We start from the raw sequence: 14798 nt of genomic DNA, 5'->3' as shown, positions 1-14798 counted from the left end.
CATTAAATTAACTTGTAAAAGTCATATGCTTTATCAGTTTTGCTTGTCAAACGTCTGTTTTTTCCACATATCACTAAATGTTATCAAATCAGAACCTTTGGTGAGCACAGGCTGTGAAAAATGCCGCAGACAGCGACGGGTGTTAAATGCCATAATCGGGACCGTCTCAAATTAACAACAACACCAGTACATGGTTTGCGCAAGGCGAAGGATTATTTTTATGAAGCTTAAGAACACACTCCTGGCGTCCGCACTTCTTTCCGCGACCGCCCTGTCTGCGAATGCCGCGACAGAGTTAACGCCGGAGCAAGCGGCAGCGTTAAAACCTTTTGACCATACGGTCATTGTGGGTCGCTATAACTCCATTGGCGATGCCGTCGCCGCTGCATCAAAAGCCGCCGATAAAAACGGCGCTGCCTCGTTTTACGTTGTTGACCAGTCCGATCAGGGCAACAGCGGCAACCAGCGCGTGACCGTTGCGCTGTACAAAGAGAATGCCCCGAAAGCGGATGAACAGAAAAACCGCGTGATTAACGGCATTGTTGAACTGCCGAAAGATCAGGCCGTTCAGCTGGAACCGTATGATACCGTTACCGTTCAGGGCTTCTACCGCAGCCAGCCTGAAGTTAACGATGCCATCACCAAAGCCGCGCGAGAAAAAGGCGCTTACGCGTTCTACATCGTGCGTCAGGTAGATGCCAACCAGGGTGGAAACCAGCGCATCACCGCCTTCATCTATAAGCAAGATGCGAAAAAACGCGTGGTGCAAAGCCCGGATGCGATTCCAGCGGATTCAGACGCCGGTCGCGCTGCGTTAGCGAAAGGCGGTGAAGAAGCGAAGAAAGTGGAAATCCCGGGCGTAGCAACCTCTGCTGCACCAAGCGCTGAAGTGGGCCGTTTCTTTGAAACCCAATCCACGAAAGGCGGTCGTTATACCGTTACGTTGCCAGACGGCACGAAAATTGAAGAGCTGAACAAAGCCACCGCCGCGCAGATGGTGCCGTTCGACAGCGTCAAGTTTACTGGTAACTACGGCAACATGACGGAAATCTCCTATCAGGTGGCGAAGCGTGCCGCGAAGAAAGGTGCGAAGTACTACCACATCACCCGCCAGTGGCAGGAACGTGGTAACAACCTGACCATCAGCGCCGATCTGTACAAGTAACAAAACGGTTTCACAAAGGCGGCACACTGCCGCCTTTTTTGTTACTTTTTTTCTGATTTCTGCCCCACGTCATTGCATGCATCCGTCACACTCCGTAAAATCCCGCGCCTTAGTGTGATCCACCATTTTTATGCGCCTTAGCGAAATAATTATTCTGGGTTTGGACCTTTCATAACAGGAAGCCAATGGAAAAGAAACTTGGCCTGAGTGCTTTAACTGCACTTGTATTGAGCTCAATGCTGGGCGCGGGCGTATTCAGTTTGCCGCAGAACATGGCGGCCGTTGCCAGCCCTGCCGCATTACTGATTGGCTGGGGCATTACCGGTGTCGGGATTTTGCTGCTGGCGTTCGCCATGCTGCTGCTGACCCGTATTCGCCCGGATCTGGACGGCGGAATATTCACTTACGCCCGTGAAGGTTTCGGCGAGCTGATTGGCTTCTGCTCCGCCTGGGGTTACTGGCTGTGTGCGGTGATCGCCAACGTCTCCTATCTGGTTATCGTCTTCTCGGCGCTCAGTTTCTTTACCGATACGCCCGAGCTGCGCCTGTTTGGTGACGGCAATACCTGGCAATCCATCGTCGGCGCCTCGGTGCTGCTGTGGATCGTTCACTGGCTGATTTTGCGCGGTGTTCAGACCGCGGCCAGCATCAACCTGGTGGCGACGCTGGCCAAGCTGGTACCGCTTGGCCTGTTCGTCGTGCTGGCCTTCCTTGCCTTCCGTCTCGATGTGTTTACGCTCGATTTCAGCGGCATTGCGCTGGGCGTCCCCGTCTGGGAACAGGTAAAAAATACCATGCTGATCACCCTGTGGGTGTTCATCGGTGTTGAAGGGGCCGTCGTGGTCTCTGCCCGCGCGCGCAACAAGCGCGACGTGGGACGCGCCACGCTGCTGGCCGTCCTGGCGGCGCTGGGCGTTTATCTGCTGGTGACGCTGCTGTCGCTCGGCGTGGTGGCCCGCCCTGAACTGGCGGAAATGCGTAATCCGTCCATGGCCGGGCTGATGGTGAAGATGATGGGCCCCTGGGGTGACGTGATAATCGCGGCGGGTTTAATCGTCTCCGTCTGCGGCGCATACCTGAGCTGGACCATTATGGCCGCGGAAGTGCCGTTCCTGGCCGCCACGCATAAAGCGTTCCCGCGCCTCTTTGCCCGTCAGAACAAAAACAGCGCGCCATCGGCCTCGCTGTGGCTCACCAACATCAGCGTGCAGGTCTGTCTGGTGCTGATCTGGCTCACAGGTTCGGACTATAACACGCTGCTGACCATCGCCTCCGAGATGATTCTGGTACCCTATTTCTTAGTGGGTGCATATCTGTTAAAAATTGCGACCCGCCCGGCACACTATGCGGTCGGCGTCGGCGCCTGTATTTACGGTCTATGGTTGTTGTATGCTTCCGGCCCGATGCATCTGCTGCTGTCCGTGGTGCTTTACGCGCCGGGCCTGCTGGTGTTTATCTACGCTCGCCGTACGCATCAGCTTGATAACGCCCTTAAACGCCGCGAAATGGCATTGATAGGTCTGCTGTTAGTCGCTGCCGTGCCGGCAACGTGGATGTTAATGGGATAGCGCCGCCTGTCCCATTGTTCAACTGAAAAGGAGATTACGATGGGACACACGCAGCAACGCCCAATATTGATCACTGGCGCAGGCCGTCGCATCGGCCTCGCCCTCGCCCATCACTTTCTCAATCTTCGCCATCCGGTTATCGTCAGTTACCGAACGGAGTATCCCTCCATTGAAGGGCTTCGAAATGCAGGGGCGGTATGCATTCAGGCGGATTTCTCCACGGATGAAGGTATCCTCGCCTTTGCGGAAAACGTAAAATCCACCACCCACGGGCTGCGGGCGATTATTCATAACGCCAGCACCTGGCTTCCTGAAAAAGCCGGACATTCGCTCAGCGAAACGCTTGCCTGCATGATGCAGATCCACGTTAATGCCCCTTATCTGCTCAACCATGCCCTACAGGATCTGCTGCGCGGACACGGCCATGCCGCAGGCGACATTATCCATTTCACCGATTACGTGGTGGAGCGAGGAAGCGACAAACACATCGCCTACGCGGCCAGCAAAGCCGCCCTGGATAATATGACCCGCTCGTTTGCGCGCAAGCTGGCGCCCGAGGTGAAGGTCAACGCGATTGCCCCGGCGATGATTTTGTTCAACGAGGGCGATGATGCCGAGTATCGCCAGCAGGCGCTCAACAAGTCGCTGATGAAAATCGCGCCCGGCGAGAAAGAAGTGATCGACCTGATCGATTATCTGCTGACCAGCTGCTACGTCACGGGCCGAACGTTTGCCGTGGACGGTGGCCGTCCGCTGCGCTAGTGAAAGCGGCTCCAGAAGAATATGAGTACCCAGGCGCTGAGGCTCCAGCAGACCACCGCCCCGCCCAGCGCCACGGGCAGACGCAGAAACCCGGTGAAGTACCACAGCGACAGCAGATAGATAAAATACGGGATGATTGACCACATCCCGAAGACGATCGTGGCGCGCAGCGCCTCAATACCCCGCTCGGAGGCCACGATATAGTGTGCGATTAACGCAAACGTCGGGAACAGCGGGATCAGCCCGGCAATGTAATAGTTCTTCGTTTTAGCCAGCACCCCAATCAGTAACACCACCAGTGCACCCAGCGCGGCTTTTATCACCAGCCCCATGCTTTTCCCTTAACAATCAAATAACAATGCTACGCAGCATAACGGAACTCCGGCTAATTGAGAAAGATTAATGGAAGGTTAAGGTTGCGCGGTGTATGTTGACGTTTTTCGCGATAACAGACGTTGTATGAATAAGATTGTTTATGTTGAAGATGAACCCGAAGTGGGGCAATTGATCGCCGCTTATCTGGGTAAACATGATATGGACGTGGTTGTCGAGCCTCGTGGCGATCGCGCTGAGGACGTCGTCACCCGCGAAAATCCGGATCTGGTGCTGCTGGATATCATGCTACCCGGAAAAGATGGCATGACGCTCTGCCGGGACCTGCGCGCGAAGTGGGACGGCCCGATCGTGCTGCTGACCTCGCTGGACAGCGATATGAATCATATTCTGTCGCTTGAGATGGGTGCTAATGACTACATCCTCAAAACCACGCCCCCGGCGGTCCTGCTTGCCCGCTTACGCTTGCATCTGCGCCAGCGCGCCAGCGCCGAACGTGATGCGCCTGCGCCTTCTTTAACGCCGCATAAAGCGATGCGGTTCGGCACGCTTTCTGTCGACCCGGTTAACCGCCAGGTTACGCTTTCCGGTGAGCTGATTGCGCTCTCAACCGCAGATTTTGACCTGCTGTGGGAGCTGGCAACCCATGCCGGGCAAATTATGGACCGGGACGCGTTGCTGAAAAATTTGCGCGGCGTCAGTTACGACGGGATGGATCGCAGCGTTGACGTGGCGATTTCACGTCTGCGTAAGAAACTGCTGGATAGCGCTACTGAGCCCTACCGCATTAAAACCGTGCGCAACAAAGGCTACCTGTTTGCACCGCACGCCTGGGAAACCTGATGGTGCCCGGCGCATAAGACTTTTCTTGCTATTACAGCAAGATGTTGCATAATTGTACGCATGCACTTCTCCTTCTTCTTCAGGGCACATGCCAGCAGCAGCGACATAAACCAGGAACCGCTTCTGCCGCTTGCCCCAGTTCTTCTTAACCTTCAGAGCTTCTAAGCAGTGACACGCTTCTGACAGTGACGTTGCAAGCCGTACTTCTCCAAAAAAATCTTGATATGAGGATTTAAGCCTATGAAATATGTATAGCTACGATGATGTAGAGAACATTAAAACCAACCTTGAATGGATTGTTCATCAAACCACAGCCAGCCAAATGCTGCCTACCCGGCACGACCAAAAAGCCCTCTTTAATCTTCTGGAACTGATCCAGACCTATGAAGCGCTCCTTGAACTGATCGACGAACACGGTATTTCCGTCATTGATGAGGGTATCGCGGAAGGCCTATCGATTACCGAAAAGCTGATAGCTAAAGTGAAACGTCCGGGAGACGCCATTTAATTATTTTGCGCATTGCCATTACGATGTGTTTTTCCATCGTAATGGCAATGAAACGTTCGGACAATTCCTCAAGATTACACCGAAATGTTAAAACCTTTTCTCGATCAAAATTTAACCGACACTCTCCTTCCGTGAGAAAAAATCATAAAAAAAACCCTCACCTCCGTGAGGATTATATCATTGAAATGAAAGGGAATAATCTATACCCAAATAAAATAACGATCAATATCAATAAGTTACGATATTGATTAACTTGAAATCTCGTGCTAAACAAAATTACAGACTTATCATCCTAACCTGAGGGAAGCATAATGGCATGGCGCGTTTTAAGTTCTGTGATCTGTCCTAATACAGGCATTGTTTACTCCTGCATCGTTGGCCTTAAACTGATCAGATTAATTATCTGGTACGAAAGCGATATATATTTAGTGCCGGGAGACAGAATTCACCCTACGAAAAACGGCGTGTTCATTAATGGAGAATTTAGCCAGATATCACTTTATAACGTGTCACCCTACCGGGAAGCGCTATGGGAAGAGATAAAAAATAAAATGGCGTGCCCGTTTAATAAAGAAAGCGAAACAAAAACCTGTTCCTATTCAGTGCATTGTAACGCGCGAAAATGCCCGCACGGCTTTACCACTAATCCGTTAATAATAGGATTACGGCGTAATCATTAATATCGTTAACGAATAACCTATGCCTGCAATGCTCTGATTCGATAAGAAACCTTAATGAGTTGGAGCCCTTTCTTGTGCACACCCCTTACGTTCCAGAAAGCCCGCGCCTGGTATTATGCGCTGCTCCGCCGTGATGAATGTTGTCAGCAGGTGTAAACCCTGCTTTGATAGCGTTAATGATGGTGAACAGAAACGCTAGCGTTGCGTATCGGTGATATTTAATGAAAAAGCTGTTTGTACAGTTTTAGTGTGCAGAAAGTTCGCAACTCTTTGAAATCCTGATAAATAAATATATTTCAATGAGTTAGCTAAAAACGCTTAACGGACATCTACGGACGTGCACGGTCTTTTTTGTGCCCCTATCGATGTCCCTTCTTTCAAAATGCCCCCAAATCTGCCCCCAAAATCCCCCTCTCTTGCGTAGCTCCTTCCAGTTTCGCAACACACCGCTTCACGCATCTCTACCTGATCAGCATAATCGCCACGATTCCGCTTGTAAGACTTCACCATTAACCAGCGCACGCTACTTTTTCTCCCTGCCCTATACTTTCAGTCTGACTGACTGGAGGTTTCTATGTGTGGACGTTTTGCACAAGCCCAAACCCGTGAAGAATATCTGGCTTACCTGGCCGATGAAGCCGATCATGACATCGCTTATGACCCGGAACGTATTGGACGTTACAACGTCGCGCCCGGTACCAAAGTACTGCTGATGAGCGAACGCGACGAAAAACTACATCTCGATCCGGTGCTCTGGGGTTACGCGCCAGGATGGTGGGATAAAACGCCTCTGATCAACGCGCGCATCGAAACGGCGGCTTCCAGCCGAATGTTTAAACCGCTGTGGCAGCACGGCCGGGCGATCTGCTTCGCGGATGGATGGTTCGAATGGAAAAAGGAAGGTGATAAGAAACAGCCCTACTTCATACACCGTGCCGACGGTCAACCGATTTTTATGGCGGCGATCGGCAGCACACCGTTTGAGCGCGGCGATGATGCAGAAGGTTTTCTCATTGTGACATCGGAAGCAGATAATGGCCTGGTCGATATACACGATCGGCGGCCGCTGGTTCTGTCGCCAGAAGCTGCAAGAGAGTGGATGCGGCTGGACGTTGGAGGGAATAAAGCGTTAGAGATAGCTTCAGACGGTGCAGTGCCCGCCGATAAGTTCAACTGGCATGCGGTAACGCGTACAGTTGGAAATGTAAAAGACCAAGGGAGGAATTTGATAGAGCATATAACAATCAAATCTAATATCAGTTAGACCTGCACCTTTTAGCTAGTCTCACAATAGCGTATTTTTAAGAAAGAAATATGTTTGCCGCCATTGGACCACTGAGTACATTTATACGGTAGAACTCAACACGAACACCAGGACTTAACGTTTGGTTTTCGCTATTGTTTAATGCAGAGATGTGTAAGAAACATCTTTACGCCCATCCGATGGTATAATGAACCCCTTTTCACTCTTGCAGTCAAAACTTTTGACAACGCCTGTCATTTTAAGAGTCAAATAATTTCCTTTTGTGAAATCCAATTTTACTATACAGGAAAAATTTGGATTAGCTAATCTAATTTTCATAGCCTCCCAGATGGCTAAAATAAAACTTGCTAAATAGTTTAACGCGTGCCTTAATGATCTGGTTAGTTCGATGCAATGTGAATCTGACTTTTTCTAAGTAATCCTCATAACCAGGTGCTATCTCTGATATCCCTCCTCTTGAGTCCATACGTATGCCATTATGCGTTTCTTTTCATGAAGTTGTAATTTCTTAAGTGTTCAAGGGGAGTTTTTATGTCTTCAAAAATGATAGGTCTTGTTAAGTGGTTTAACGAAGATAAAGGTTTTGGTTTTATCTCCCCACTCGATGGAAGTAAAGATATCCTTGTTCACTCTTCTTCACTACAGGGAGAGACATTCAAAACTCTTTTTGAAGGACAAAAAGTGAAATTTGTTATCATTGCCGGTACTAAAGGTCCGACAGCTGCAAATGTTACGCTCTGCGATAAATAACCCCCTCAATGGCCGTTTAAGCTTATACGAATTAAAAAACAAGAAGAGTCATTTATCGTTTGCGAATATCATTACAACAGGCCAGCATATTTCAGCACCGTCAAGTTTGCTGACCGATGTGATGAAGTGCAGGACTGCTGCATGAAAAGTCTGAAAGCAGAAGCTAACTGCTTATTAAATAATAAAGTGCGTAAGAGGTTAGGCAGCCTCCAAAAGCATCACATCTTATTTATTGTATGAGTTTTTTAGTAACGTTCAGGGGCTTTGAACAAAGCATTACAGTAAGGGCATACTAATTGAGATCCCTTTTGTACACGATTGTAACTATGCTCCGAATCTTTTGAGCAGTTTGGACAAGGGCATTTGACTAAATAATTTCGGCGGAATTGATTGTTTTTACGTGCAGACACAGGCTTCTCCAGTTCAAATGGGCTACTACAGTACACGCTAAGGCAGGATATTGCTTGTTTTAATTTCGAAAAACAAACAATACATAGAAAAAAGCAACACTTACCGAACAGCCACGACCGCTAAATTCGTTTGGATACATGGTGATATATGAAAAAAGTAATCATTTTCTTTAATGGTAAACCAAGTAAGGTTGTCACTGTGCTTAAAGGCGTAACATCAATACTCGAACAGTACCCTGGTGGAGAAGAGATCAATCTTCAGATAATGTCAGCCGGTTTCCCCTCTTTAACAGGGGACCATGAAGTTGTCTATGTTGCATCAGATCGAGAGCTAACCTCTCAGGAAATTTTTGATGCGGCACGAAAGTATCTATAAGCTTCGGTGTTTTTTACCAACATCGCGGAAGATATTGAACAAGAAGCATTATAAAAATAATTAGAAATCATCAGCATTGCCTACCTGGTGTAGGCTTTTTTTTATATAGCAGACGATACATTTCTTTAATGTTAAACAATACACATTGTCGCTATTTTAACTAACATACCGTTCACATGGCCTGAACCTACCCATGAGATTTCTATGAAAATCATAAGTTATACGGTGTTGCTAATGTTCGAAAGCAAGCCCTTCAATCAAATGGATAACTCCTTGATTGTAGATTTCTTACGTAGTCGCCAATATTTGGAAAAATCTGGTAGTGGAGTGAGATTTCCTCAAAACACCTACATCGGAATTGAAAAACAAATGGTTTTAGATTGGGAGTCTGAAAAAGACGGCGCAGCCAAGTTAAAACAGCGACTTTATGGCATTCTTCGTAGGATTAAAAATTTAGAGCATACGCCTATGGTCATTTTTTTGATGATATCACCAGAAGAAAAAACCCTTACATTTGTGCCCAGAATCAAAGGTAAAAAATGAAATAAATGGTGAGGTAGTTTCAAGGATATGGCCAGACTTTTGCGAATTCGCTGATATTTAAGGACTCTCAATTTTGTATGTATATTTTCATCCCTCGGGTAATTGCTCATTATGAATTTTGTCCAGCCGATCATAATAACCTGAGTAAGCTAGTTTGATGCTGGATAGCCAGCCGCCGCACTCATTACATTCTATGTAGTACGGCATTTAATACCATCCTAACTTAAGTCACATATTTTTAACTGTTTGGAATTTTTTTTGATTCACACAGTCTAAAAAATAAAATCATATAAGGGTCATTTATGATAACGCTCATAATCTCTACTATCGTCGTAATAGTTCTGGCATTGATGATATTCTGTCTGGTTAAAGTTGGGATCTGCACATCTAATAATCCTGATGATCTATAATCATTTACGTTTCGCTGATTCCCTTGAGGGCTGGGAATTTCTTATACAAAGTACATACGGCCACATCATAGATAATTGCCACCTGCTTTCTGTCCACGCCGTTTGAAATCAGCCTGCCAGCCTGCGCCCATTGCTCAGGGGTTAACTTCGGCCGTCTTCCGCCTATGCGCCCTTTCTCCCGGGCTGCCGCCAGTCCTGCCCTGGTACGTTCCACGATTAACTCCCTCTCCATCTCGGCCAGGGCTGACATGATGTGAAAAATGAATCGCCCCATTGGACTGGAAGTGTCGATGCTGTCCGTAAGGCTTTTAAAATGGATGCCGCGCTGCCGGAGTTCGTCTACCAGCAGTACCAGGTTCCGCATGCTTCGACCGAGACGATCCAGCTTCCACACCACCAGCGTATCGCCCTCACTCAGCGTTCGAAGAAGCTTTTTAAGCGCTGGCCGGTTCGCTACCATCCCGCTCATTTTTTCCTCAAAAACCTGTTCACATCCTGCGCGTTCGAGAGCTTGTCGCTGAAGATCTGTGTTTTGGTCATTTGTTGACACCCTTACGTAGCCAATTTGCATGTTTTTCACCCAATATTTTCTGCAAAAAAATCAGGTGAAGTTATCGGCATGGCTGCCACAGGGCAATCTATAAAACGTCGGTTTGGGAGAGAGCAACACAGCCAATTTTGGAAGCATCGAAATTGGTGCCAAAAAACCTTCTTCTGCAAGCTTTGTGGATTTCCATTTCCTTGGCACTAACGACTATGACGCGCGCATACTGTGCGGTGGTAATTCTAATGGTGCTATGGGGAAAGGTGACTTCACATTTTACGCTGGGAAGTACGTTTTTATCGGTGATAGTTTTGAGTTTCGTAACCCTATTACCTGTCAGAATAGCATCAGCGCATCTGCAAAAATTGCGACTACTTCTGATATGGAATGCAAAACTAAAATCGCTGTATTGGCTCCAGCTGACAATCAAAATGCACATGTATGGTTTTATGGTACAGGTGGGGCGTCCAGAGGAGTAATTTATTCCGGCCAAACAGGGATTATTCAGATCCGCCCTGACAATAATGATAACGGCGGCTCCAACGGATACTCTTTTGCATTTGGGGCTGATGGCAAGTTCACCTGCGTTACGATGAATCAGACCTCAGATGAGCGGGTTAAATTCGACAAAGAGCCCGTCAGCGCAGCTCTGGATAAGATATGTTCCCTGACGGGCTACACGTTCGGCATTCAGCTCACAGGAACGGAGTCAGTACGAAGCGCAGGCATCATCGCCCAGGAACTGGAACAGGTTCTGCCCGTTGCTGTGAGTTCTGGCGGGACCGGCACTACGCCAGCAGGAGAGGAAATTAACGACCTTAAAACCGTGGACTACAGTGCTATGAGCGCCCTGTATGTTGAGGCCATCAAGGAGCTGGCCGAACGGTTAAAAATCATTGAAAAAGAACTGGCCGACCTTCGCGGCGCGACAGTTTTCTAACTCTCTTCATCACTTTGCAGACGCTGCTGTGAACGTTTGAAAATTGAATCCGTCGGCATATCCAGACGAACATCGATCCAGCTGTTCACCGGCACGTCCATCGGTTCCCCTTTTGTATTGACGATCTCCCCCCCATCGCTCAGCATGTATTTCTGCTTATACAGGCGGATAGTCAGTGCGCCGCTTTCAGTTTGCTCGGCTTCAACAACACCCAGCTCCCCCATGCCGCCAGGGTCCATTGGCGGCAGTAACTGCCATCCCTCTGACGCCAGGCCTGCCGAACCGGTGAGCACGTAAAGCCCAACATCAAGGCGGGAAAGGGTTATTCCCTCCGCCTCAGCGTTCGCCGTACCACAGCCGCACCAGACAAAGCCTGCTTCGTCGATATCAGTGCGCTGACATTCCTCCTGGCTTTTCACAATACGGGCTACTGGGGATGCAGCCTTAAGCGTTCCGTCGCTGGCTTTCGTGGTGTTCTGCGTTGAATAAAGGGTGTGCGTAGTAGAAAAGCCAACGTTAGTTAGCCCGGAAACAGTCCCGTTTCCCTGACGATACTTGAGACCCTGCGACGTAGAGGCTAACTGCCATGACGTGTAGCCACCCCCTGTTGCATCATGCCATCCCCGCAGCGTTAACATGCCGGTATAGACATCTGCACCACTTCCACCTCCCCAGGCATTCGCCCCCAGTTGGATGCCGAAAGACATGCCCAGCGGGTATTGAGTAATCAAATCGTACGAAGCGAGTGACCTGTAATCGCGATGAACCTGAGCCATAACCGCAGCTCCGTTTATGTACGATGACACCGGGGCAAACTGGCTATCAACGTCTCGTTTAGCGCTGTTTCCCAAACCGAGGTTTGTGCGAGCGTCAGCGGCATTCGTTGCCCCGGTCCCGCCGTCCGAAACTCCAACCGCCCCATTGCTCCCTTTCTGGACCAGTTTACCGATCGACGGAATGGTTACACGAGCGCCGTTGATGGTAACGGTGATGTTCTGGTTTGCTGAGGTGGTGGCGAACGTCTCCCAGGCGCCGATGTTCTCGTCATACTCGTTGATGAGCTGAGACATGCTCTGCGCCAGGCCGTCGACAGAGAGACTATCAGTAACCAGTATGCCGTACTTCTGGCCGCTCAACGCCGGAGACGCGGCAGGCGTAACCGTCAGTGATGTCGCACTGTTGATGGCGGTGATCTGAAACATCTGAACCGGGTTAGAAAGAACAAACAACGCCTGGCCAACCCGAATCTGGCTGGCCGGTGCCGTCCAGTTCGTGCCGTTGCCGGTTGCGGTGTTTCCGTTAACTGCGATGGTGCCAGTGTTATAAAGCATGGAGTGCCTCACGATAATAACGATCGTTTAAAGTGATCAATGCTGTAAAATTGATCGCTTATATCAATCTGACTATTTTTTAGACTCTAATAAAATGGGGATTCCCGTATAAACAGGATTGTTGAAATGAAAATTTTATTTGCCGTCGCTTTTTTGCTTCTGGTTGGATGCGCTGATAAACACACAGACTACAAATTCAAAATGGATTATCCGGTGGAAGCAGCACGTTTATCGCTGGGTGGAGATATTCATGTGAATATCGACTGTGCCACGCGAGAAATGGTTGTTCTTTCCGATAGTAGTAATGGAATTTTTAGCCGCCATGTTCATAAGCGGCTTAGTAATATTTGCTATAAAAAGACTGATAAACTCGACGTGGTCTACAGATTTAATACAAAGAAAGGTGTAAGGCAAAGTATGATTTCTACGCAATATCCTCGCGTACCACCTGAATCAAATGCCTACAAATTGAGCGAGGGGAATTCTTAAACCCCGACTCTGTAATGTCTGGCTCCAGTTACGCTGGTTCTGAGCGATATATCTGCCCTGCAACTGTGAGCCAGTCCATTTGAGCATCAATCCTGAATAACCCACTACAGTACCGTCATCGCTGAGATTTCCTGGACAGTTGTTTAACAAAATCCATGGGGTGTAGCTGAGACTTACTGAGAAGGTATTGTTCTGTAAATCATAGTTTGCCGGCACATCATAAAACCCAACGACTCGTGGCATTTTTGATGCTGAAGCTGCACTCCAAATCAGATTTCCCGAACTATCGAACACATCCAGATAGCCACTCTCCATACCTATATTACGTGCAGTTCGGATCATGCTTCCGGCATTCTCTTCAATCAAATCGGCGCCGAGTAACCCATATTTATTTGCGTTAAGCTTTAACCATCTTAATGTACCGTCCTTACGAAATGCCTGTGGAAGATCTCCTAAAGTGCTGCCATTGCCAAATGGACTATCTATGAGGTAATAACCCTTATTCTCCACTGCACCAAGTGTACGTTGATCGCGAAATATCGTGGACCTGTTTTGCGAGTCCACGAGGAGCTTTCCGGCACTGTTATAGATTTCGAAACCGCTCATTGGAAATTATAAACCTCCATATTCAGAGTATTTGCTGGGCTACCTCCACCTGGTAAATAAAGCACTGTGAAGCCTCCATTATAAGCGCGGCAGTAGTATTCATTCGCAAGCGCACCAGTCGATATGTTCGATATGAATGTTCCATCCTGTGTAACTCCTGCAAAGGAAACATTTTTAGACGTTTCCCCGGCAGAGAATGTTACAGAGGTGCTTCCAATATAACGGATTGCATAATCACTTAAATCAACGGCAATGCGACCATCGCCGTCCCAACATTGCAAGCCCTGTGGCATTACCATAACCCCATTCTGACACGTAGCACCTTATTGCTGTCGTAGATACGAATGAGAGTGCTGGATATCAGCATTCTCCCGCCCCCGGCCACGCCGTTGATTTCGAACGTTCCCCCTTTATCAAGCTTCCACCCAGCAGAACCAGCCACATAATTATTGGACTGGATGTAGTTGCCAATCTTGGCGTTCTCGATGGTGCCGTCCTGAATGAAGCTGGCCCGGATGAATGTCTGCCCGTTCTGGATCACGAACGGCAAAGCTACGCTGTTACCGGCAGCTGTGGTGACTGCGAAGCGGTCAGCCAGGAAGATGACCTGCGACTGCATGCCGGACGGCGTATTCTCCACGCCTATCCCCATCCCTGCGGCATAGTACTGACCGTTGCTGGATAACCCGACCTTGATGCTGTACATCGCCTTCAGGTCTCCATTGACGTTCGCAATGGCCTGCGCGTTGGTGGTGATGGCTGAAGTGTGCCCGTTGACGGTTGCCGTGATGCTGTTTACCTGCGTGGCCATAGCCTGCTGGTAATCGGAGAACGTCTGGTTCAGGCTGTTGATGGATGCCTTGTTGCCGTTCACGTCAGTCTGCAAACTCAGCAGCGAACGCGCCGTTGCCTCCTTCTCGTTGACGATCACCTCATCAATGCGGTCCAGCTGAGCGCTGTTACCGGCGACGGATGCAGACAGCGTTTTGCGCGCGGCCACCTGAGCCAGATTGCCCTGAATAATCGCGATGGCGGAGTTCTTCACTCCTCCCGCCATGCCGTCCATAGACACGCTGATGTTATCGATTCGCTGACCCAGCGCGGTATCAGCGGTCGCAACGGTCTGTTCAAGCTCGTTCAGAGAAGAAGACACATCTCCGACCGTGCTCGTCAGGTTTGTAACGCTGGTCTGAACCTTCCGGATATCCTGGGCGTTTTTGGCGATCTCCTGCGCCTGTTGCGCCAGTTCGTCGTTGGCCTGTTTGATATCGTCAGC

Annotated in this window: 20 protein-coding genes and 1 pseudogene; 13 read left to right on the top strand and 8 right to left on the bottom strand. The window is 49.0% G+C overall.

The window, feature by feature from the left end:
• Positions 1-220: 220 nt before the first annotated feature.
• The 3 genes from ydgH (at position 221) to folM (ending at position 3495) form a co-directional block, all read left to right on the top strand.
• Positions 221-1165: a DUF1471 family protein YdgH gene (gene ydgH, locus IM300_RS22290; protein WP_107535240.1), complete on the top strand. Its 945-nt coding sequence runs from the start codon at positions 221-223 to the stop codon at positions 1163-1165.
• Between the two features lie 185 nt (positions 1166-1350).
• Positions 1351-2733 (top strand): amino acid permease, encoded by a 1383-nt coding sequence (locus tag IM300_RS22285; protein WP_064910640.1) that lies wholly within the window; start codon positions 1351-1353, stop codon positions 2731-2733.
• Between the two features lie 39 nt (positions 2734-2772).
• Positions 2773-3495 carry a dihydromonapterin reductase gene (gene folM / locus IM300_RS22280; RefSeq protein ID WP_107535239.1) on the top strand — a complete coding sequence of 241 codons (723 nt, stop codon included), beginning with the start codon at positions 2773-2775 and terminating at the stop codon, positions 3493-3495.
• On the opposite strand, the gene IM300_RS22275 is transcribed toward folM, so the two are convergent.
• Positions 3492-3827, bottom strand: a complete 336-nt coding sequence (locus IM300_RS22275) for a GlpM family protein (RefSeq protein WP_063451511.1) — start codon at positions 3825-3827, stop codon at positions 3492-3494. The genes folM and IM300_RS22275 overlap by 4 nt on opposite strands.
• Positions 3828-3954: 127 nt before the next feature.
• Here IM300_RS22275 and rstA point away from each other — a divergent pair, with 127 nt between their 5' ends.
• From rstA to IM300_RS22255, 4 genes are all read left to right on the top strand, one after another.
• Positions 3955-4671, top strand: coding sequence for a two-component system response regulator RstA (gene rstA / locus IM300_RS22270; RefSeq protein ID WP_193038329.1), 717 nt, complete (start codon positions 3955-3957; stop codon positions 4669-4671).
• Between the two features lie 247 nt (positions 4672-4918).
• Positions 4919-5179: a hypothetical protein gene (locus IM300_RS22265; protein ID WP_107535237.1), complete on the top strand. Its 261-nt coding sequence runs from the start codon at positions 4919-4921 to the stop codon at positions 5177-5179.
• A 311-nt stretch (positions 5180-5490) separates the two neighbouring features.
• Positions 5491-5859, top strand: a complete 369-nt coding sequence (gene iraM, locus IM300_RS22260) for an anti-adapter protein IraM (RefSeq protein ID WP_074161062.1) — start codon at positions 5491-5493, stop codon at positions 5857-5859.
• Positions 5860-6433: 574 nt separating this feature from the next.
• The gene (locus IM300_RS22255; protein WP_193038328.1) at positions 6434-7123 is read left to right on the top strand and encodes an SOS response-associated peptidase; all 690 of its coding nucleotides are present in this window, start codon (positions 6434-6436) and stop codon (positions 7121-7123) included.
• 37 nt (positions 7124-7160) lie between these two features.
• Here IM300_RS22255 and cspF read toward each other — a convergent pair.
• Positions 7161-7372, bottom strand: a pseudogene (cspF, locus tag IM300_RS22250) (cold shock-like protein CspF).
• Positions 7373-7654: 282 nt separating this feature from the next.
• On the opposite strand from cspF, the gene IM300_RS22245 reads away from it, so the two are divergent.
• Entirely contained in the window at positions 7655-7873 is a 219-nt protein-coding gene (locus tag IM300_RS22245) for a cold shock domain-containing protein (protein ID WP_022651253.1), read from the top strand.
• A gap of 245 nt (positions 7874-8118) precedes the next feature.
• Here the strand turns inward: IM300_RS22245 and IM300_RS22740 are convergent, their stop codons facing one another.
• Entirely contained in the window at positions 8119-8283 is a 165-nt protein-coding gene (locus IM300_RS22740) for a YnfU family zinc-binding protein (RefSeq protein WP_213787091.1), read from the bottom strand.
• A gap of 148 nt (positions 8284-8431) precedes the next feature.
• On the opposite strand from IM300_RS22740, the gene IM300_RS22240 reads away from it, so the two are divergent.
• From IM300_RS22240 to IM300_RS22880, 3 genes are all read left to right on the top strand, one after another.
• Positions 8432-8659, top strand: a complete 228-nt coding sequence (locus IM300_RS22240; RefSeq protein ID WP_032645629.1) for a hypothetical protein — start codon at positions 8432-8434, stop codon at positions 8657-8659.
• 204 nt (positions 8660-8863) lie between these two features.
• Positions 8864-9202 (top strand): hypothetical protein, encoded by a 339-nt coding sequence (locus IM300_RS22235; protein WP_193038327.1) that lies wholly within the window; start codon positions 8864-8866, stop codon positions 9200-9202.
• A 302-nt stretch (positions 9203-9504) separates the two neighbouring features.
• Complete coding sequence (locus IM300_RS22880; protein ID WP_350188533.1) at positions 9505-9612, top strand: YnaM/YnfT family protein; 108 nt, start codon at positions 9505-9507, stop codon at positions 9610-9612.
• A gap of 4 nt (positions 9613-9616) precedes the next feature.
• Here the strand turns inward: IM300_RS22880 and IM300_RS22230 are convergent, their stop codons facing one another.
• On the bottom strand, positions 9617-10183 hold the full coding sequence (locus IM300_RS22230) for a recombinase family protein (RefSeq protein WP_193038331.1): 567 nt from the start codon (positions 10181-10183) through the stop codon (positions 9617-9619).
• Positions 10184-10265: 82 nt separating this feature from the next.
• Here IM300_RS22230 and IM300_RS22225 point away from each other — a divergent pair, with 82 nt between their 5' ends.
• On the top strand, positions 10266-11096 hold the full coding sequence (locus IM300_RS22225; RefSeq protein WP_131636745.1) for a tail fiber domain-containing protein: 831 nt from the start codon (positions 10266-10268) through the stop codon (positions 11094-11096).
• On the opposite strand, the gene IM300_RS22220 is transcribed toward IM300_RS22225, so the two are convergent.
• A complete protein-coding gene (locus IM300_RS22220) occupies positions 11093-12427 on the bottom strand; it encodes a phage tail protein (protein ID WP_193038326.1) in 1335 nt (444 codons plus the stop codon). The genes IM300_RS22225 and IM300_RS22220 overlap by 4 nt on opposite strands.
• A gap of 126 nt (positions 12428-12553) precedes the next feature.
• On the opposite strand from IM300_RS22220, the gene IM300_RS22215 reads away from it, so the two are divergent.
• A complete protein-coding gene (locus tag IM300_RS22215; protein WP_193038325.1) occupies positions 12554-12916 on the top strand; it encodes a hypothetical protein in 363 nt (120 codons plus the stop codon).
• Here the strand turns inward: IM300_RS22215 and IM300_RS22210 are convergent.
• The 3 genes from IM300_RS22210 to IM300_RS22200 all read right to left on the bottom strand — a co-directional run.
• Positions 12881-13522, bottom strand: coding sequence for a hypothetical protein (locus tag IM300_RS22210; protein ID WP_058676442.1), 642 nt, complete (start codon positions 13520-13522; stop codon positions 12881-12883). The two genes, IM300_RS22215 and IM300_RS22210, sit on opposite strands and share 36 nt — an antisense overlap.
• Positions 13519-13821 carry a hypothetical protein gene (locus IM300_RS22205; protein WP_226842410.1) on the bottom strand — a complete coding sequence of 101 codons (303 nt, stop codon included), beginning with the start codon at positions 13819-13821 and terminating at the stop codon, positions 13519-13521. Before IM300_RS22205 ends, IM300_RS22210 begins: the two co-directional genes overlap by 4 nt.
• Positions 13815-14798 (bottom strand): DUF1983 domain-containing protein (locus IM300_RS22200; protein ID WP_193038324.1); only part of this gene is annotated, 984 nt, incomplete at its 5' end. The genes IM300_RS22205 and IM300_RS22200, both read right to left, overlap by 7 nt.

This window comes from Enterobacter cloacae complex sp. I2 (assembly GCF_014896205.1).
Taxonomy (GTDB): Bacteria; Pseudomonadota; Gammaproteobacteria; order Enterobacterales; family Enterobacteriaceae; genus Enterobacter; species Enterobacter quasihormaechei.
Note: the sequence above shows the minus strand (reverse complement) of the source record. Positions and strands in the feature narration are given on the sequence as shown.